Here is a 20032-nt window from a genome sequence, read left to right as displayed (position 1 = left end):
CGAAGGGGGCGGGGGGTAGGTGCACCATCTCCAGCCCGCTGCTCGGACCGTCCGCCCAGATCGGCGTGGCGACCGGCACGCGCGGTGCGGCGCGGACCGCGGCGTCGAGTTCGGCGTCGAGCGTCGCCTGCGTCGCGTCGTCGACCATCTCCTTCCAGTTGATCACGCCGTAGATGAAATCGATCGCCTCGCCGTCGGACGAGAACGGCATCAAGATGCCGCGATACAGCGTGGTGCGGCCGCGGATGCCGACGAACTCGGCCTCGAAGCCGATCGGCGCGCGATTCGCGATGATCTGCAGATAATGGTCGGTCAGCCGCGACAGCAGCGAACGGCCCGGCACGTCGGCGATGCGGACGATGTCGCTCTCCAGCCCGCATTCCCGACGCAGCCGCTCGCCGAGGAAGGCGATCGTGGGGTCGTCGATCCCGCCGGTGAAGTCGATGAGGACGCTGTGCGGCCCAAAGTCGATATGCGCCGGATCGAGATCGCCGATCTCCGGATAGGGGCGTCCTCTCAGCAACGAAACCCAATGATTATAGGCGCGTACGTGCATGCGCCGCTCGTCGCCGCCAAGCTCGAACATCGCATCCCCGACGCCGCCCTCATCGACGTCCGGCTCGCCGGCCCCGTCGAGGGCTCCGCCGATCGCCCCGTCGATGTCTAGCCGCTCGTCCTCGAAGCCGCGCGCGATACCCATGCCCAAACCCTTCATCCACCGGGCCGCACGACCCTGGTCCGGACCGCTTGTGCACGCTCCGTGGTAAACGGGTCGTAAAGCCGGCAAAGCGAAGATGCGGCGTGCTTGGGCGCTTGTCAGCGGCAATCCGACCTGTTAGGCGCACCCCCGAACGGCGTTACACCCGTATCACCCCGTGCCGCTTTAGCTCAGCTGGTAGAGCATCGCATTCGTAATGCGGGGGTCACAGGTTCGAGTCCTGTAAGCGGCACCACCTTTTTTATAGCACTTCCACGAGGGAACGGCGATTGCCAGGGCTCAACGGCCTTTCGGCATGGTCGTTCCGTGGGTCATAGTTGGGGTGCTTTCGCCAAGTTCGTTGTGGAAGACCCACATCCGGCCGCTCAGAGCCTAAGAGGCGCCGCCCGAAACCGGCCGCTTGTTCAGCATCACCGACGGCCGATCAACCAGATTTCCGAACCGTCGGTTTACCGCGCCTGCGTACGCTCGATTGGCCGGTCCGTCCCGATGGAGATGATCGATGGGCCACTCGTCGATGGACCCCGCCTTTCACGAACTTCGACCCTGGAACGAGGGCCGGCTTATCGGTGCGAAGCGGGCGCTGAAACAGCAACAGGTCTGGGCCATTCGCTTCTGGCTTGACCAGCATAGACGATTGCGCGACCGAGCGCTGTTCGACTTCGCCATCGACAGCAAGCTGCGCGGCTGTGATGTGGTCAGGGTGCGGATCGGCGATGTCGTTTCCGGCGGGCGCGTCCGCGACCGCGCCGTCGTGGTTCAGCAGAAGACCAAACGACCGGTCCAGTTCGAGCTGATGGACACGGCACGAAAGACGATGCGGGCGTGGTTGGAGCGGCGCGGCGGGACACTGAACGACTTCGTCTTCCCGAGCCGAAACGACTACATGGCTCACATGAGCACGCGGCAATATGCCCGCCTCGTGCACGAGTGGGTGGTCGGCATCGGCCTTCCGGCTCAGGATTACGGGACGCACTCGCTTCGGCGTACGAAAGCATCGATCATCTACAAGGCGACTGGCAATCTCCGAGCCGTTCAGATCCTTCTCGGCCATGCCAAGATCGACAGCACGGTCCGCTACTTGGGCGTTGACGTGGAGGACGCTTTGGAACTGGCCGAACGCACTGAGGTCTGAGCCGACCCAGATCCGGTCACTTAATGACCTGCGACCCGCTCCCTGCTCCGGACATTCGTTCACCAAGGCGATCGGCCATAGGTAGCTTGGATGATCACGATCCAGTTGCCAGTGATCGGACGCAGGTTCGGATCATCTCGGATCACGTGCGCGATCTCCACCGCATATGGGTTTGAGGCGCCGGATCATGATCCAGCGCCTCAGATCTGCGCTCAATCGATCGTCATGCCCTGAGCTGGCAAATCGCCAATCGTCCGAAGCTCGTGAACCGGACAGCCGTTTCGCTCGCCCCTGAACTGCACTGAGCGCTCGTAGGTCGGTTTGCGAGCCCGGTTGACGCCGCCGATCGGCTGATGAGCCGTCAGGCCGTGCCACGGGCTATATGCGACCGCCTGCTCCTGATGCTCGCTAAGGCCCCGCTCCCAGCCGAGCTGCGCCAACACAGTGAGCCGTGCGACGGCCACGTAAGGGCTCACCTTCTCGTCCCAGACCACCGAGGTATCCTCAACCGGCATCTTCTCTAGATCAGTGCAGAGCTGGACGCGCACCTCCCAGACGCTGTCCTGCTCGATCAGCACCTCTCCCATGTCCTCGCGCAGGGCATCGGGACGGCCGGAAGTATCGACCTTGCTGCCGGCGAGCTCGGTCAGGTTGATCGAGATGGGCGCGACCGACAGCTTGGCGATGTAGCCACCATGCCGCAACGGCACCTGTGTGTAGTAGGTCTCGCCGAGCGGATGGGTGTTAGGTGCGCCGCCCAGCGTTTGGATCGTCGGGCTCTGGATGCCAACCGTCTCCAATGCCGCATCAAGCGTCTGCATCGTTGCCGACAGCCCCTTCTTCAGGCCCTCGCCAACATCAGTGGTCTTAGCGAGCATCTTGAGGTTGGCGAGGAACGCCTTGGGCGTCGGCGACGCGAATGCCGGGCCGTTGACCAGGATGAAATCCTGGGTGGTGTCGTTCTCCGATCCAGGCAGCCGCTCGCCGGGTACATCGAACAGCTTGATGGCAAGACCCCGCGGCACGCTGACGCTGTCGTCGAGGATGTCGCCGGGCAAAGTCGAGAAGCGCAGCAGGGCGTCATAGCTGCCGGGCGTCGAGAACAGCCCCTGGGCGAGTTCCGGCGCAATTCCTGGCAGCACCTCAAGCTTGCCTTTTACGATTGCGTGGCCCTTGGCATGAACGCCGCGAACCGCGGTGCCATAATCCTTGGCGGTCGTTTCCTGGATAAGGCGGATCTGCTCGTTCAACCCCTGGATCGTCTCGGCCTCGTCTTCAGCGCGGACTTCGACATTGGGGGTAAATGGAACAGGCGCGTGTTTGATGTCGTCAGGCATGGCGGAATCTCCAATTTTAAAACGGAGCTGATGGGGGAGGTCTCCTCCGGCGAAGAGGAGACCGGTCTTCTCGTCAGACACGGAGTTCGTGCGCGATACGCTGCGTGATCATCGTATGCTCCTTGAACGTCGCCAGCGCGAGCGTCGCGAGATGGCGTCCGTGCATCTCCATCATGTCGCTCGTATTCGCCGCGCTGGCCAGGTAGGCGGTGGCGAGATCGCGCAGAAACACGTGGTTTTCGTACTGGGCGTCGATGTACGCGCGGTCGAACGCCGCACCGGGTGCCGCCGAGCGAATCTTGTCCAGCGTCGCCTGCGCCTTGGCGTCCAACGGCGGCGGCGTATTGCCTAGCTGCTTCAGCACGGTCGTGACGGCGACCGCCTCGGTCAGCTCGAAACCGGCAAACTCGCGCGCGTCGGCCTTCCGCGCCCGGTCAACTGCGATCTGGCTGGTCGCCAGTGACAGCATTGCGGGGCCGAACACGCCCATTTCGAATTGAGTGTGCGTGCGCGTGCCGGAGACATCAGGCATCGGCATCATGGCCGGGTCCGTTTCCACTCGGCGCTGCTGCGCCATCGCCATGACGGGAGCGGCGACTAGGGCAGCGGCGGCCCCGGTCAGAATGGTGCGGCGATCGGTAATCATGGGCAATCCTCTCATGGTGACCAAAGGCACACATGCGCGAGGGTCTCTGGCAGGACGGCTCGTCGATTGACCCGTTCCCTAGTCGCTCAAGGATTGGACAGCGAGGCGGTCAATCTGGACGATCGGTGACTTGCAGACGATTGATCTGCGTCGTCTGGATGTATCGGCGACGGGAGCGGTGCCAGCCGGTACGCCGATGGCAACATGGCATAGGTCGCTTCGAACGCGCGAGAGAACGGCCGCGATCCGCCATAGCCTACGCTTTGAGCAATGGCCTTGATCGGAAGGTCGGTAACCCTGAGCAACCGCGCCGCCACCCGCAACCGCGCCTTTTGCACGAAGTCGATCGGGCCCTGGCCGAAGGTGCGCGAGAAATGATCGGAGAACGACGCCCGGCTCATGCCGGCGAGATCGGCAAGGCTGCCCACACTGTGGTTTGCCCCGGGTTGCTCGATGATGGCGGCGATCGCGCGGGCAAGCCGGGGGTGATGGAGCGCATCGAGGACGCTGGACCTGTCCGCCTGCGACCAGTGCCGGCGCAGAAGCGTGATGAGCGCCTGCTTCATCAGCGCCTGACACATCGCCTGAGTCCCCAGCCCGGCGTTGGTGACCTCGTGGCGCATGGCATCGATGATCGCAGCCGGCACGCCGCTTGCCGCGCGGTCGTCGGCCACCGGCCAGCGCATCAGGTCGAACAGACCGAGCGCCGCCTGGTCCGGCGCGGACAGCGCGGCGCACAGCAGCAGTGTGTCGTCGGCGCCGTTGCCCGCAGTGAACTCGACAAGGCCGTCACCGATCAGCTCGCACTTGTCGGCCGCAGCGCCGGTCGCGGCGGTTACATCAGCGTCCCCGACCCAGTGTGGCTGCAACGCCGGCACGACCAGGACACTCGATGGAGCAAATGGAACCGGCGCCCTCTCGCCAGCCTGGACATGTCCCGATCCGCGCAGCACGAAATGGACCGTGACCGCCTTGAACACCGGAAAGCTCATTCGCCAACCGGACTGGATCCGGCACACTGAAAAGGCATGCGGCGCCACCTCGAGGGCGGTCAGCAGACGATTGAGGGTCGGATCGATTGGCATGGACCCTCAAGACGCTTCAGCACACCGCAACGTTGCCGCGACAAAGGCTGACCGGTCCGATCGAAGCGGCACATCTGCCGTAGTCGAGATTTCCACACGGCATCTAACTCGATTTATCAGGCCAAAGAAATCCAGAGGCGACGTCCAGGTCACCTCCAGCGCCTTCGAGCAGTGAACGCTTGTAATTGGACATTTCAAAGGGCCGATCTCGCCGCTGCGAAAACTTCTCCCTTGAGTCAGCAGTTTCGTGATGGCCGCTGGCCCCACGCACCGGCCGTGATCGTTGAGCTGTTTCAATAAGACAGGTGATCCGAGATGAACCATATCCAGCGCGGCACCGGTCGCAAGCTGTTACTGATCCACGGCTTGGGAGGTAGCTGGCAATCGTGGAGCACCGTTCTGGATGGGCTCAGCGTCAGCCGCACAGTAATCGCGGTCGACCTCCCCGGGCATGGCGCGACGCCGGTCGAGCACGATAGCGGTACCTTTGACGGCTTGGTCAGCAGCGTGCAGCGTTACATTGAGAGCAACGAGCTGACGGGGATCGATGTCGTCGGCAGTTCGATGGGCGCGCGATTGGTGCTCGAACTCGCTCGGCGCGGTGTCGTCGGAAACGTCGTCGCGCTCGATCCGGGCGGGTTCTGGCGCGGCTGGGAGCGTGCCTTCTTCAAAATCACCATAGGCCTTTCGGGCCGCTTGTTGCGGGCGATCCGGCCCGGTCTGCCGATGCTCAGCCAGAATGCTGCGTCACGCACCGCACTGCTGGCCCAGCTGTCCGCGCATCCGTGGGCGCTCGATCCGGAGATTGTGGGAACTGAGCTGAAGGGTCTTAGCCTGACCCCGACGTTCGATGCGCTGGTCGATAGCCTTGCGTCAGGTCCCGAGCAGATCGGACCCGCGGCCGATAGCACCGGCCATATCGTGATCGGGTGGGGCAAGCATGACAGGCTCTGCCTGCCAAGGCAGGCGGCGCGGGCAATGGCGGCGTTTCCCTCCGCGCAACTGCACTGGTTTGAGTCAAGCGGCCACTTTCCCATGTGGGACATGCCCGCAGAAACCATCCGAGTTATCCTTGCCGCTACACAAGCAACAACGAATGACGATGCCGCCAAATGATCGGCTCGCATGACCCAGAAGGCGCCATTCAACGACATCTAAGCGCCATCCGGAAGCAGCCGTTCGTTCAGGGAGCCGCAGCGGCTGAGATGGGGCCGGTTGCTGACTGGCGACTTAGGGGGCCTGTTTCAGGCCTTCGTCTTTCCCACCTTCTTGGTCTTCGAACTTTCCTCGAACACGCGCATGTCGAGCCGCCTGAAGAAGTCGAGAGAATCGTCCTCACCATGCCGCTTGATCAGCGTGGTGACCCACATTTTGAGTGCTTGGGCAGGATAGGTTTCTTGCTTTTTCGAGTCGAAAACCAATTCCACAGTCCCATACGCACGTCCCAGGCTGTCCTCATCGAAACCATACTCGCCGTTGATCCCGCAATCGGTCATCTGCGCGAACACCCGTTCGCCGCGATACTTTCCCCACGCGGAGGCCTTGAACCGATCTTCACGCACTTTGAGGCGCCGATCGTCGGCGTCGCCGTGGCGAGCGATCACCCAAATTGACTTCAACTGCTCGCCTTTGATGCCGTCCTTTACATCGGCAGCAAGCAAGGCTTTCAGGCAGTCGTAAACTTGGCGTAACCCGGCACGAGCGACCGTGCGCTCAGCTTCGTCGTCCCCGGGAACTCCGTCGAGTGACGCCGGAAAAGGTACCGTCCTGAGCCCTTTGGCTGGCGTCTTGGCGGCCCTCTTCCGCAGACTTTGAGAGTAGAGGAGCAAAATGTAGGCGAACTGGGCGGTAAGTGCCGATTTTATATCGGTCACGTTGTCAAAGAGGCGTAGCCAGTTATCCTCGTGCCCTGCAGCGATCGTGTCGACAAAATCGAAGATACGAACGTCATCTACGGTCGGGGCAAAATCCGCGCCGGGATTTTTGCGGTAGGTCGCCCGTAGCGCATCGACGCGTTTGTCCAAAAACGCAAAAATTGGTCGGTCTAGCTTCTGCGCCGCGCGGATCTCCTCGTTCGTGATCGACTTCTCACTGCCGACATAGGTGCCACCGCGGCGCCCGCCGATGATAAGCACCACGTAATCCGCCTGTTCCATCATCACTAGGCAAGCATCATGCGAATGCACCTTCGGCTTCACGCCGAACTTTCCGCTTTGCGAGTTCAGCACCTCAAATCCACACCCTTCGAGGTGCGACGTCAGCTCGGCCCGAGCATCGCCGAGGTCAAAACAGGTAGAACTGAGGAATATTCGCGGCTTGGCCATTGTTCGTCCCCTTAGCCAAGGCAGTCCTTGGTCGTGAGTAGGCACATACGGGCGGTTCTGATCGCTTTCAACGAAGCCACGGTTCCAGCGCCGAACGAATGGGCTGACTGAATCCAACCGGATGCTGGCACCTGCGGGCAGGCCAGCACCGCACTTTATTCCGCAATTCCGTCTGCGCGGACTCGCTCGACAGAGCCATGTGCCGCGTCGCGGCTTTGATAAGGATCATATAGCACGAGACATTCAGTAGGGCGGCCCGCGGAAGCGCGTGAACTGCCGCGTAGCCTTGATGTCGCGTGGTAAACCGACCGCCCGACGCCTGGGCAAGGCGTCCGGCTCCTCGACGTCGGGCAGCAGCCAGAAGGCAAAGACGTAATTCGGGCGTCCCTTGTCGCCAACGAATTAGTCGGCCGCCATGAGCCACGTTCTCGTTTCCGGACGGCGCTCTATAAAGCGGACGAGGTCCGCACAAGTGGAGAGGGCGGAGACGAGGAGCGGTTGTCCCTCTCTCCGATAAAGGGGCAAGTCAAGGCATGCGAGTCCACAGCCACTTCTAGGGCGCTGGCGTTGGAGTCGGCGTCTGCGCGGCCGTCAGATCGCCGGCGGACGGTGCGAGCGAACCGGCCACGGACGGGCCTGCCGCCGGATCGAAGGTGAGGAAGGCGTGCAGCGCCTTCAGCTTCATCAGCAGTTCGGTGAAAGTGACGATGGTCACGTCCTTCAGGCCGTTGCGAAACAGCTCGAACGACTTCCGGTGATCGGCGTCGTCCATGTCGCGGCCCGCGATGATGAGGGCCTGGATGGAATACGTGAACACGTCAAACTGGCCCGAAGCCACCTTCTTGTTGTTGATCTCCATCTGCAGCTGATACCGCTGGTCGAGGACCTGCGTGACGGCACCGGCCACCTCCTTGTCTGGTGCGTGCACGCCACCGCGGTAGTGCTTTTTACGCACGAGGTCGGTGTCGGGCGTCTTAATCTCGACGATAGCCATGTTCCCATAGGCGCCCGCGCGCAGCAGGTAGTCCGCGATCTTGCCGCCGGACCCGTCGAACTTGATCCCGCCCACCGCGACCTGCTCGCCAAAAACGGCGATCGGCAGGCCAAAGGCGAGCCGGATGATGAACGGGTTGTCGGACAAGAAGGCCTGCCAGAACGCCTCGTTGTGGCGCTTAGTGATGTGCGCCTCCAGCCGGGCAATCAGGTCCTCCAGGGTGAGCAGCTCGATCTCGCGGTTGAGTTCGAGCAGCTCGGACCCGGCGGCCTTGAGCGCTTTGTGGTTGCGCCGGACGCCCCTGACCACGTCCGTGGCGGCGGAGACCGGTGCCTGCCGACCCTGCAGGTTGAGTGCGATCAGGACGGAGTCGGCGAGGGCGGCCGGATCGAGGCCGGGCGGCGTCGCCGCCGGCACGATGCCGAGTTCGCCGGCCACGGCGCTGCGGAGGTAGTCGCGCTTCGCCCTGTTTCCAAACTGCACCGCGCGGTCATGGCTGCGCCGGATCGCCCGCCTCCACGTGTCGAACGCGCCATAGGTGAGGTGCGCGGTCGTCCCCCCGCCCGTCGCCGGATGCTCGGATAAGGCGAGATGGGTGAAATGGCCGGCGCGCTCGATCTCCTCGATGATGAAGCGCAGCTCGTAAGTCGCGCCGAAGCCGCCGAACATGTCCTTAACGAACCCCGAGGGCAGCTTCAGCGCCTCGTAGTCGAGGTTCCCAAACCCATCGTCGAGGCTCCCATATCCCTCGAAGGTGATCGTCGCGACCCGATCGTACTTCGGCAACAAGAAATATGGGCTCCCGGCGGTCAGCGTCACTGGATGCGTGGTGAGCGTGTTCGAAGCCTGGTCGTAGCGCCCCAGCAGCGTGCGCTGCCCACCGTGGTGGTTTGCGGACGCGTTCGCGGCGACGGCGGACGCCAACGCCCGTCCGCCGAGCACGACGTCGATGTCGTGGCCGGTCGGGGTGCTGGTCACCTGGATGACAAGATCGTCCTCGCGGCGCTTCGCGATCATTCTGAGGCCGAGTGGCCCGGCGGCAACCGCCGGAGTCGAGACGTCGACAGTCCCGGTGCTGAATCTTGCTGGCACAACGATCCTTATATCCCCGTCGCCGTGGACGGGTCTAGGCATGCGATTGGAGGCTTCCAAGGCAAGGCTGACGATATCCGATCGCCTCAACCCGGCGCACTATCTATCTTTCGCAGTGACAGGGGTTATCGTTTCCATCGTCCCGCAAGCCGCCTTGGATCGGCGCGGCCGGCCGCGCTAAAGCGGCAGTCACGACCCAGAAGTTGACGCTCAAGCCGCCATTAGCGTTCCCACAAAGGGGTCGTTGGTTCAGGTGCCTCTAGACAGCCAGAACTGGCTGCTTGCCGACACGCGGCTAACAGAACGAAGCCGCTGAAAACCGACGCTCGCACTCGGCTATTGATCCAGCAGACATTCCTATCTCGTCTTTGCGTCCCGCCAAGCGGCGTCTTCGGCTTAATCGACGTCAAGTTCCTGTAGGGTGAGCTTTGATGAAGCCGATCGAATGAAGCGATTCAGCTTTCGCCCCAGCCATTTGTACTTTTCACCCACCGACGGGTTACTGGCTCCGGCGAGTAACCCCGCCGCAATGATGCCCTGAAGTTGAACGAGCTGCCCCAAGGCCAGCGGCTCGAAGCTGTCCAAGGTTTGCCAGCGGGCAAACGGATTCAGGTATGGCACGTCGTAGTTATCTAACACCACAAACGGACTGAACCGCTCGCTCTCGCCTTCCGCCTTGGTATCCACGTAGACGGATGGCTCTAGCATGATGCGAGGATGGAAGCTCGTGCCAGTCTCCAATCGGTACGCGCTTATCAGGGCGGGGCCGAAGACGAACTCCGACGTATGAAGCACGGCCCCCCGGACGATGGCTCCACGCAGTAGCATATTGGCGCTGAGCAGTTCGAAACTTAGCTCCTCCGTGATCTCGAACATGCGGTATAGAGCATCGCTGGTAGCAGGTGCGGAGATCACGACGGTGTCAGAGAAACTCGTCGCTTCAATGTGAAGCTCCTCCGACCGGGCGGAGGAAGCGCGTTCGCTGAGCCGCAACAGGGTACGGCTGAGGCGGGTGACTATCTCGGAGGACGTCTCGCTCTGCGCTACCAGCTCTGCGAAACCCAAGACGTCTACAAACGCAAGGTAGCGATCCTGATAAGCCTCGTTGGTCTGACGGACTTGGCTCAAGCTACCTCAGCTTCCGTAAATTGTTGCGCAACGCCCACAACCCCCTGGTCGATATGCACGTCGTGGTCTTGCTCGTCTTCCATGCTGTGGCAGGCGACGATCTGGCGGAAGACCGCCTTAGCTAGCAGCGGCGGAACGGCATTGCCGAGTTGCTGCTGCTGAAGGCCGATCGATCCTTTGAACTCAAAAGAGTCAGGAAAGGATTGGAGTCTGGCCGCCTCCCGAACCGACAAGCCCCGGTCCTCAGTCGGATGGATCAGCATGTTCTTCCGGTAATTCCCAATCACCACCGATGGCTCGCTCGCCCTCAGTCGCCGGTAGATACCGGTGTGGCAACGCATCCTGTCCTTGTAGTTGGTCATCATTTCGGCAGGTATGTCTTGCCAATTTCCGCCTTGGGGAATGAAGGGATAGCGCTCGACAACATAATCCGCGTTATGTGAAACGAGGTGACCGGTGCATTCCTCGAGATCACCGCGCATACTCCTCGCATAGTCTGAGGTTGCGCCGGCGCGATAAGGCAGTACATTCTTGGAAGCGCCCACCGCGAGAGCCGGCAGATCGCCAATTGCCTCGCCAACACTCACTTTTGCGACATCGGCCGGTGGCGACGGCAATGACGGGGGGACGTCGCCGCGCCTCGCGATGATGAAGAAGCGGTGACGCGTCTGCGGCACGCCAAACAGGGCCGCGTTGAGCACCCCGGCTTCGGTAGAATATCCCGCCCTCCGGAGATCGTCCTCGACCCTATCGGCGAATACGCCTTCTTCCGTTTCCAGTATCCCGCGAACGTTTTCAAAAACGACCCAGGCAGGCTTCACATTCCGGATGAAGCCGATGAACGCCTGATAAAGCCAATTCTTCTTGTTGTCCTCGCCCCGGGTTCGCTGGTTCGAAGTAGAGAAGCCTTGGCATGGGGGGCCGCCAAAAACGATTAGGTCATCAGTTGCGTGCGGCCAGCGAAAATCCAGCAGTGCGCTGGCATCAAGCCGCAAAGTGATACAGTCTGGATGATTGTGGGAATACGTCTCGAACGCCGCCTTGTCTATTTCTATTGCGAGCTTGACTTCAACGCCGGCCCATTCAGCACCGAGGGACATTCCCCCCGCGCCAGAGAACAAATCAATTCCAATCATACTTAAATTTGGCCAAAACGCATCATATGGTGACCGACGCCCACCCCTTTTGTCAACGCGGCCCTTGGTCGCAGCGCGCACGCGCGCTGTCAACCTCGCCGATGGTTGAGGCCTGAAAATTGCGCCTTCCGCCGCTCGCCCCAGACATCGTCAGGTCGCTGCGAGGGCTCGGATATTCCGCCGGGTCCGCCGCTGCGGATCTGGTCGACAATAGCCTCGCGGCAGGCGCGCGGCGAATCCATGTGGACTTCGAATGGGCGCAAGCACCCCGAGTGGTGTTTAGGGATGACGGCCGCGGAATGGACCGCGATGAACTGATTTCGGCGATGCGACTGGGCAGCGACCCCCGCGCAGACCGCAATCCCGGCGATTTGGGAAGATTTGGCCTTGGGCTAAAGACCGCAAGTTTTTCCCAAGCAAGTTCCCTGGTGGTCGTCAGCAAAGCCGATGGGCAGCAGGCATGCGCGGCGCGATGGAATCTTGACCGCATCGATGCGGCGTCGGACTGGGAACTTGAAGTCGGCTGCCCCGATGAACTTGGCTTGGCAGGCGATCTACCAATTGGTCCGACTGGCACAGCGGTTATCTGGGAAAATCTCGATATTCTGCTCGGACACGACGGCACGATCGACAAGCTTTACGGAACGGCCGAGATCGTCGCGCGACACCTCGGCATGACCTTTCACCGCTTCATCGAGTCTGACCGAGCGCAAATCTCCGTGAACGAGATTGAAGTGGCACCTTGGGATCCCCTTGCCCTGCACGCGGCAGAGCAGGTGTTCTCCGAGGTACTTGAGCCGGCGCACATTGCCCTTCGCGGCTCGATCCTTCCGTCGCCCGACGGTCTCGACGAAGAAGAAATGCGAAGGCTGGCCGGACCGAATGAATTCCTTGAGCAGCAGGGTTTTTACGTTTACCGGGAGGATCGATTAATAGTGGGTGGGGGCTGGCTAGGCATCGGCCGGTCAACGCAATCTTGGCGGCTGGACAAGAAGTACAATCTTGCGCGGCTCAGCGTAGATCTGGACAACAGTCAGGATGTAGCCTGGTCGATTGACGTCCGGAAGTCGACGGCGGTCCCTCCTAGCAACCTGCGCGTCGAACTTTACCGGTTTGCTAGCCGCGTTCGTCGAAAGGCAGCGTCGCGTGTAGAGCTGGCAGGGACGCCCTCAAGCGCGGCGCAATCCACCTCTGGACCAATTCCCATTTGGGTCCTGAAGGGCAATGGCGGAGTGAACTTTCAACTGAATAGGCGCCATCCGTTAGTCGCACGTCTCCGACAAGGTTGCGTTGACCCAGGGGCTTTACGGTCCTTGCTCGACGCCATCGAACGCACGGCACCACGGCACGGGCCAAACCCTGCTCCCCGCCCGCTCGATGCCGTTGCCGCGGCGCGGCAATTTCAGATCGAATCCGATCTCGGTCGTCTGGTGCGGACGGTATACGTGAATGCTCGAAAAGCGGCGGGCCTCTCTCCAGAGGCTGCCAGGGCCCGCCTCATGGAGCATCCTCCGATGCGCCAGCATGAAGAGATGGTTGTCTTGCTGGTCGAAAACATCGAAAAAGAGCTTAGAGTCGATCTATGAGCACTGAGCAGGATACAATCCTTTCCGTGACGCAGATGCTGCTCGGCTCCCTTATTAAGAGCCGGCGCATTGAATCGCTGACGCCTGAAATCATCCGAGAGCAGGCTACGATCGCCGCGACTTTGTCCGGCGCCACAGACGCGAATATCGACGCGCTGGTAGACGAACTCGTCCGACGGTTTGACGTATTTGTGCAACGCGCCGGCATCCTCATAGACGACGATGCGCACGTCAGGTGGGCGCGGGATGTCGACAGGCAGGCCTGGCAATTCTGGCCCCGCTGCCGGACCTACTTACAAACGCTGCTGCCAGCCCCTGTGGTCGACACGATTGACGAAGACACCGACCGTGTTCTCGACTTGATCGGCGATCCTAGGATCGTAGCGCCATGGGATCGGCGCGGTCTCGTGGTGGGCGAGGTGCAGTTCGGCAAAACCAGCAACTATGCGTCCCTGGCGTGCAAGGCTGCGGATTCTGGTTACAAGATCATCATCATATTGGCAGGCATCCACGAAAGCCTGCGGATGCAAACGCAGATTCGTATGGACGAGGCATTTCTCGGTTTCCGTACCGACGGGTCGCAAGCGCTCACGGGAGTGGGCCTCCTCGACCCATCTGTTCAAGCGATTGCGGCCACCGCCCGATCGCAGAAGGGAGACTTCAATAAGATCGTCGCCGAGCAGTTTGTCGTGCCGCTAGATAGCGGTCCGCCGATCCTTCTCGTCGTCAAGAAGAACGCAATGATGCTGCGCAATCTGCACGCTTGGCTGGAGAGGATTGCGCGGAGCACTGACGCGGCCGGCCATCGCGTAATAAGCGCAGTTCCGGCGTTGATTATCGATGATGAGAGTGACAACGCGTCGGTGGACACTAGCGAGCAATCTTTCAATAGCGAGCGACAGCCCGACCTGACCCATCGGCCCACTACGATCAACGAACTCATCCGCAAGATCCTGGCGATCTTCGAGCGGAAATCTTACGTCGGTTACACGGCTACGCCGTTCGCTAACATCTTCATCCACCACGAAGGTGCTACGGCTGAGGCGGACAAGGATCTGTTTCCCAAGAATTTCATCGTCAACCTGCATGCGCCTTCGAACTATTTCGGCCCGCTACGCGCATTCGGACTGGAGGGCGACGAGCCTTCGCCCACCCAGTTGATTCGGCAGATTGACGCCTCGGATGACGATGCTGGCCAGCTCCGCGCCTGGATACCTGCTAAACACAAGCAGGCTCTCGAACCGGGGCCGATGCCCGACACCCTTAGGCGGGCAATCCTTTCCTTCATCATCGGCTGTGCTGTCCGCAAGCTTCGGGGGCAGGTCACCGATCACAATTCCATGCTCGTGCACGTGACCCGCTTTACTCGACTTCAGAGCATCGTGTTCGATCAGATCGAGGAGGCGCTTCTGAGATTCAGGCGGCGCCTGCGATTCGGCGACACATCTGCGGACGACTCAATCCTCGTCGAGATGCGGTCACTTTGGGATAGCGACTTCGTTCCGACTTCGCTCTTGCTACAGGAAGCGGACGAGCCGGATATCGGCGAGCTGCCCGACTGGCCGCTTGTCGAATCGATGCTTGCGGACGTGGCGACCGGCATCCGGGTCAAGCAAATCAACGGATTGGCACAGGACGTTCTCGACTATGATAGCTATCGCGAGGAGGGCATCGACGTCATTGTGGTAGGTGGCGACAAGCTGTCCCGTGGTCTTACTTTGCCAGGGCTCAGCATCAGCTATTTCACTCGCCAGACCGACATGTACGACACACTGCTCCAGATGGGTCGGTGGTTCGGATACCGGAATGGCTATTTGGACCTATGCCGCCTTTACACGACCTGGCAACTTGAGCGCGCTTTCACCCATATCGCGGTCGCTAGCGATGAACTGCGAAGAGAATTTGACTACATGGTGGATATCGGCGCCAAGCCGATCGACTATGGGTTAAAGGTTAATGCGCACCCCGTGCTTGCTCCGACCAGCTCAAACAAGCGTCGCCACGCTCAGAACATTATTCTCTACAGCTCGTATGCTGGCGGAATAAGTGAAGGAAAGAGCTTTAGTCTTGATCCACTCGTGCTCGACCACAATAAGCGGGCGCTGGACATATTAGTGGAGACGATCAGACGACAAATTGGCGAGCCGCTCGCGCTGCCCGTAGATCGGTCCTACCCCGGCTCCCACTTTTGGAAGGGGCTGCCGTGGACGACAGTACGGCAATTCCTAGACGCCTACAAAGCCCAGAAAACATCAACGCGCGCGCGTCCAGATCTCTGGGTCAGGTATGTGGATCGTCAAATCGCTGCTAATGGTGAGCTGGCGACCTGGAACGTCGCGCTTATCGGAGACACGAGTGGAATACTCGAGAATGTCGGCGGTTTAGAACTTCGCCGTCGCAAGCGGGAACGAGATGGAGCCATCGACCAAGGCGATGGATACCGAATCAAACGTCTAGTGACCACCCGCGATGCAGCAATCGATCTCACTGCCGAGGAATGGCAATCCGCACTGCGTCTTGATCCGGTACATCGCGTCACCGGCAAGTCACGGACCGAGCCAACGGCGCGAGCTCTCTCCACAGTCCGTCAGACTGCGGGCATCAATCCGCTTTTAATGATATACCTTCCTCAGGCGTCGGATATTAGCGAAATCACACCAGTCGTTGGACTGGCGATTGCCTTCCCCGGAAGCGACCGAGCGGTTCGCGATCAAGTCGTCTACACGGTCAACTCGGTATATCAGGCAGGACATCGAGAGGACGAGGAGGATGAGCCGCTCGGCGATTTCGAGGCGGTTTGACTGCCAATACGGCGATTAATTGTTATCCCTGATCAGGCAGCGGTCGCCAAGACAGAAGCTTTAATGACTTCCGATATCGCCGCCAAAGGCGCGAGTGTGGCGCGTAGCTGCCGATCACACGGCGCTGAACGAAGGGTAGCTTACCGCCCGCGGTGGCCGAAAGCGGACAGGCCGCTTCCCACCAGAGGCAGAAGGGCCGCTTTCGGATGGAATGGTCGTCACCGTTGTAGCCGTTGCCCGTTCTTCGATCATAGCAAGTCGCCGCCTGCCTGCGATCAGGCTATCGTGGCCGGCCGGGTTCCGGGATTTGCGCGCCGATCGCAAGGGCGGCGATCAAGTAGAACTTCGGTAGCTGCTTGCGATCCCATGTTGTAAAGGGTGTGGTAGCCGCTTGCCGAGCAACGATAGGTCGGGTTTGTCTTTCGCTGAGGGTGATGCTTATATTAACCACGTGTGAGCATCGAATACGCATGTTGATGAAGCCCGAAACCGGTTTTGCCTCGATCGTAAGTTTATTACTCTCAACCTGCATGCCCAATCCCGTTCAGGTCGTGCCGATACCGACGGGCATTCCCGAGGTTCATGTAACCCTGGAACTTCGCGTAGAAGGCTTAGATGATGGCCGTTATGTTTTGACGGTTGTCGCACCGAAAGGAAGGAAAAGCTTCGATTTGTGGCGCGACTGGGGTCCGGCACAACGCGCTAGCTTCTATTTGACAGGGAATGACAGTCTTTATGTCTACGGAATGGGTGGAGATCTATTAATTTCTTTAGAAAAAAAGGAGGCGTCGGGACTTTTCTCTACAAATAGAAATATCGGCAAGTTTAACAGATTAACTTTGATATACATTGGATCAGTAGATCGGAAAAAAGATACTGACGCCCTGCATTTTTTCTCTCCAGATCAACAAACGGAGTGTGCGATTTATACCGACTTGGCGACTCCCTTTCTCGCAGCGATCTATGAGCGTAATATTCCCGCATGTTCACACTCACCGAAGGGCTGGCGCGCCTAGTTCCGGTGTTCGTTGTTTACGACCAGGATCGAAAGGTTGGTTCTTGAATGCACGTAAGCGGTCTTTCCGATCTTTCTAAAAAGCGAACGGCGATCAAGGCGACCGAAATCGTCCCGTAGCAGATTCCAATGCAACGGGATCGCAAAGCTGTGGGGTGACATTTCACTCCCAACCATATTTGGCCATCAGTGACGAACCATTTAAACAGCTCCGTTCGTTTGTGGAAACGTTGGAAAGCTCCCACTTGCGGCCGTCCCCGCCCTCAGGAGGTAATTGGATGTTTTCCGCTCTTCGTGTATCTCTCGCGATCACTTTCGTCCCGACCAGTATGCTTGGGGTTTTCTTTGCCTGCTATGCGGCGCTTTATCCGGCATTCTGGCTCGCCAACGTCACTCCGGCAGGGAAGGCGTTCCAAGTGGGAGTCACGATCATCGCAGCCGCGACAGGCTCTTTACTTTGGCACAGCGCGCGCCTAGAGCGGCATCCATGGTTCGCTGCCTCGCTGCTGGCTTGCGGTTTCATAGCCATCGTCTTCGCGGCGACCGTGATCTTCACAGGATTGGGTCGCTTCTAACAGCCAGCGCCAACCCACAAGCGGGCATTCCGCATCCCGTAACACCCAGGCCTTCCCAAAATACCTTCGTTTAAGGGAATGGGGGCTGTTAGATGGACCTATGCACGTTCGCCGGTTTCGATCATCCGACGCTTCCGCGCTCGCCAATATATTCCATGCCTCCGTTCGAAAGGGCGGGCTTCGGGACTACTCGCCCGCACAGGTCATGGCTTGGAGCCCCAGCCAACCCGACTCCGACGCTTATCAAGGCCGGGCTGCGCGAAGCACGGTGCTCGTTGCGGTCGACGAGGTGGACTGTCCTATTGGCTATGCCGATATGCGCTTGGACGGGTACATCGACCATCTGTATTGTCGCTCGGACCGGATTGGCACGGGTGTAGGATCAGCACTCTGCGCTGCCATCGAGGACGCCGCCCGCAGGGCCGGCATTTCCACTTTGACCGTCGATGCGAGCGAAGGAGCGCGTGCGCTGTTTAAGCGCCGGGGCTTCCACGTTGAGGCGCGTCGAGACTTTTTTATTAATGGCGTCGCGATCCACAACTACCGCATGGCGAGGTCATTGGACCGACCATAGCGGCTTCCCGGCAGCGATCTGTTTTGGGAAAGGCGGTGCCACGCTATGTCGGCTATCGCCGCCGGCGTTCTCTTAAGCGCTCGTTCCGCTTTCTTCCAGGATTGGTCGCCCGGGCTTGCCTGCGGGGTGCCTGAAAACAGAAATTCCTCTGACGCCGATTTGCGGTCATAAAGCGGCGGAGGCACCCTGCGCCACGGCCACCGAAATTCAGTTATCTCTCTTTCGTCGATACCAGGCGAGAGCTGTGGCGGTACCCAACCTCGCCCTCCTTCAGAGCGATCATCGAGGCAAAGCCGTGCCGAACCGGCGGCCTACATGTTAACGAATATAAAGCAACTTTGCTTCCACCTGGTCGAACCCTAATACAGCACTAGGAACGTTGTGTGATGCGTCACGATACCAGCCGATCGGTTGGGGGGATTCATGATAAAACCATACCCCCACTTGATAGATTGTTGAGCAGAATAAACGCACGCTATGTGAAGGTATGGTACGCAATCCTTATCTTTATGGCTCTTAGAAATTTGTACGAAGTTTTCTCTGCCCTGTCCTCTGGTGAGGTGCGTGAATTTTCAGGCCGAGGGAACACAGTTTACAGTCTTGACGTTGACCCGATTTGGTTTTGCGCGAACATAGTTGCCTTAGTATTCTTAATAATGTCGAGCGTTTTTTTGTTCATTTTGACAGTGCACGAAATGGCAAGGCGTCGACGCGTCTGTCTCATCAACTCTGACGCCGCAGACGATGATGACAAACCTGCCGCTTAGATCCCCTTGGCTATGTCGGGGATGGTGGAGTAATCAAAGCGGTGGAGGAGCCCTTCGCCCAGGCAACGCAATTCTGCCGTTTTTGATAGTGCGATACCGCTGGAACGGCGGATTGTACCTGAAAGCTACCGGTGATTGCGGATGATCAGCTCGGTCACCTTGGCGCCAGCGGCGGCCGACTTCGCCCACTTGTCGACCTTCATTGGTTCTGTGGCAATGCCTGTAAACTGCCGCTCTTTTAGTCAATAGGCAGCTTTGGTTGATAGGCAGCCGAAAAGGTGAGGTCGGCCATGTGGTTACGTTCGGCGATTTTTGGTGCTGGTCTTTGTTGCTCAATTTCATCGATCGCCCAAGGCGATCTGGTTGCGATCGGGCCACAAGATGTGATCCTCACTCGACAGCGAGCAGAGCAGATGTCGCCACTAGAGCTGGAGGCACTTCTTTTGCGAGACTTTCCGCACGGTGATATTCGTACGGTCGAGGTGGGACGGTCGATGGAGGGCTTCCCCGAAATGCCCCTATCCCATGTCGTTTTCCACGAAGCAGGGATGGCTGCTGGCGGCAGGTTTTGTACCGCACGCCGGATCGTCGTTCATTTCGACACGCTCCACGGGAAGATGCCGCCAGACGCGGCCGAGCAGGCAGCGAATGCGCCTCGGCGCCTTTTTGCTGTAAGCGAAGCGCCGCTTGCCACCGTTCTAGATCAAATCGCGACGGATGCCGCGTGCGCTCGCGTGGAAAACTTTGCCCAATTGCCACCGGGTGAGCCACAGCTCGGTCGCCGGATTGTCGAGGCCGTTCTCGATCTCTCAGTCGAGGCAGCAAAGACCGGCCGTGCTTCGGTTCCGGTCACTTGCTTAGATGACACCACTGCTAAGCGTAACCCGTGCGATGGAGTTCGCGTGTTGGCAGGGCTTAATTGGCGCCATCTGGGTAACGTCGATTTGCCTAGCTCGATTCGCGGACCAGCAACGCATCTTCAGTTTTGGCAGGGTGACGGGTGGGTAGTGGAAGTAACGGGTTCTGAACCCATCATCTCCTTACACATATATCGTAGGGTTCCCCCGCCATTCTAGCCTCGGACTCTCCTTGGCACGTGATCTCCTCTCGACGCCGGCA

Annotated in this window: 16 protein-coding genes and 1 tRNA gene; 9 read left to right on the top strand and 8 right to left on the bottom strand. The window is 59.8% G+C overall.

What is annotated here, in order from left to right; all coding sequences use genetic code 11:
• A partial coding sequence (locus FFS23_RS05110; protein WP_502702114.1) for a PAS domain-containing protein occupies positions 1 to 700 on the bottom strand: 700 nt, incomplete at its 3' end.
• Between the two features lie 177 nt (positions 701 to 877).
• Here FFS23_RS05110 and FFS23_RS05105 point away from each other — a divergent pair.
• Together FFS23_RS05105 and FFS23_RS05100 are read left to right on the top strand one after the other, a co-directional pair.
• Positions 878 to 953: transfer RNA gene (locus FFS23_RS05105), tRNA-Thr, on the top strand.
• A 267-nt stretch (positions 954 to 1220) separates the two neighbouring features.
• Entirely contained in the window at positions 1221 to 1853 is a 633-nt protein-coding gene (locus tag FFS23_RS05100) for a tyrosine-type recombinase/integrase (RefSeq protein ID WP_137897712.1), read from the top strand.
• Between the two features lie 212 nt (positions 1854 to 2065).
• On the opposite strand, the gene FFS23_RS05095 is transcribed toward FFS23_RS05100, so the two are convergent.
• The 3 genes from FFS23_RS05095 to FFS23_RS05085 all read right to left on the bottom strand — a co-directional run bounded on the left by FFS23_RS05095 (position 2066) and on the right by FFS23_RS05085 (position 4921).
• Positions 2066 to 3190: a catalase family protein gene (locus tag FFS23_RS05095; RefSeq protein WP_137897711.1), complete on the bottom strand. Its 1125-nt coding sequence runs from the start codon at positions 3188 to 3190 to the stop codon at positions 2066 to 2068.
• Between the two features lie 73 nt (positions 3191 to 3263).
• On the bottom strand, positions 3264 to 3836 hold the full coding sequence (locus tag FFS23_RS05090) for a DUF4142 domain-containing protein (protein WP_169742578.1): 573 nt from the start codon (positions 3834 to 3836) through the stop codon (positions 3264 to 3266).
• A gap of 86 nt (positions 3837 to 3922) precedes the next feature.
• Positions 3923 to 4921 (bottom strand): AraC family transcriptional regulator, encoded by a 999-nt coding sequence (locus FFS23_RS05085; protein ID WP_137897709.1) that lies wholly within the window; start codon positions 4919 to 4921, stop codon positions 3923 to 3925.
• Between the two features lie 315 nt (positions 4922 to 5236).
• Between FFS23_RS05085 and FFS23_RS05080 the strand changes: the two genes are divergently transcribed.
• Positions 5237 to 6037, top strand: coding sequence for an alpha/beta fold hydrolase (locus FFS23_RS05080; RefSeq protein WP_137897708.1), 801 nt, complete (start codon positions 5237 to 5239; stop codon positions 6035 to 6037).
• 128 nt (positions 6038 to 6165) lie between these two features.
• On the opposite strand, the gene FFS23_RS05075 is transcribed toward FFS23_RS05080, so the two are convergent.
• From FFS23_RS05075 to FFS23_RS05060, 4 genes are all read right to left on the bottom strand, one after another.
• Entirely contained in the window at positions 6166 to 7245 is a 1080-nt protein-coding gene (locus FFS23_RS05075; RefSeq protein WP_137897707.1) for a DUF4062 domain-containing protein, read from the bottom strand.
• Positions 7246 to 7798: 553 nt separating this feature from the next.
• On the bottom strand, positions 7799 to 9256 hold the full coding sequence (locus tag FFS23_RS05070) for a Shedu immune nuclease family protein (protein ID WP_171009359.1): 1458 nt from the start codon (positions 9254 to 9256) through the stop codon (positions 7799 to 7801).
• Positions 9257 to 9727: 471 nt separating this feature from the next.
• Positions 9728 to 10459, bottom strand: a complete 732-nt coding sequence (locus FFS23_RS05065; protein ID WP_137897705.1) for a hypothetical protein — start codon at positions 10457 to 10459, stop codon at positions 9728 to 9730.
• Positions 10456 to 11595, bottom strand: coding sequence for a DNA cytosine methyltransferase (locus FFS23_RS05060; protein ID WP_137897704.1), 1140 nt, complete (start codon positions 11593 to 11595; stop codon positions 10456 to 10458). Before FFS23_RS05060 ends, FFS23_RS05065 begins: the two co-directional genes overlap by 4 nt.
• A 119-nt stretch (positions 11596 to 11714) precedes the next feature.
• Here FFS23_RS05060 and FFS23_RS05055 point away from each other — a divergent pair, with 119 nt between their 5' ends.
• From FFS23_RS05055 to FFS23_RS05030, 6 genes are all read left to right on the top strand, one after another.
• Positions 11715 to 13181, top strand: coding sequence for an ATP-binding protein (locus FFS23_RS05055; protein ID WP_137897703.1), 1467 nt, complete (start codon positions 11715 to 11717; stop codon positions 13179 to 13181).
• Positions 13178 to 15982: a Z1 domain-containing protein gene (locus FFS23_RS05050; RefSeq protein WP_137897702.1), complete on the top strand. Its 2805-nt coding sequence runs from the start codon at positions 13178 to 13180 to the stop codon at positions 15980 to 15982. The genes FFS23_RS05055 and FFS23_RS05050 overlap by 4 nt, the downstream gene beginning before the upstream one ends.
• Before the next feature lie 470 nt (positions 15983 to 16452).
• Positions 16453 to 16998, top strand: coding sequence for a hypothetical protein (locus FFS23_RS05045; protein WP_137897701.1), 546 nt, complete (start codon positions 16453 to 16455; stop codon positions 16996 to 16998).
• A 277-nt stretch (positions 16999 to 17275) separates the two neighbouring features.
• Positions 17276 to 17572, top strand: coding sequence for a hypothetical protein (locus FFS23_RS05040; protein ID WP_137897700.1), 297 nt, complete (start codon positions 17276 to 17278; stop codon positions 17570 to 17572).
• Between the two features lie 100 nt (positions 17573 to 17672).
• Positions 17673 to 18146 (top strand): GNAT family N-acetyltransferase, encoded by a 474-nt coding sequence (locus tag FFS23_RS20700; protein WP_137897699.1) that lies wholly within the window; start codon positions 17673 to 17675, stop codon positions 18144 to 18146.
• Positions 18147 to 19203: 1057 nt separating this feature from the next.
• A complete protein-coding gene (locus FFS23_RS05030) occupies positions 19204 to 19989 on the top strand; it encodes a hypothetical protein (protein ID WP_137897698.1) in 786 nt (261 codons plus the stop codon).
• Positions 19990 to 20032 lie beyond the last annotated feature (43 nt).

It is taken from the genome of Sphingomonas sp. 2SG, from assembly GCF_005503285.1.
Taxonomy (GTDB): domain Bacteria; phylum Pseudomonadota; class Alphaproteobacteria; order Sphingomonadales; family Sphingomonadaceae; genus Sphingomonas; species Sphingomonas taxi.
This window is presented reverse-complemented; position numbering and strand designations above follow the sequence as displayed.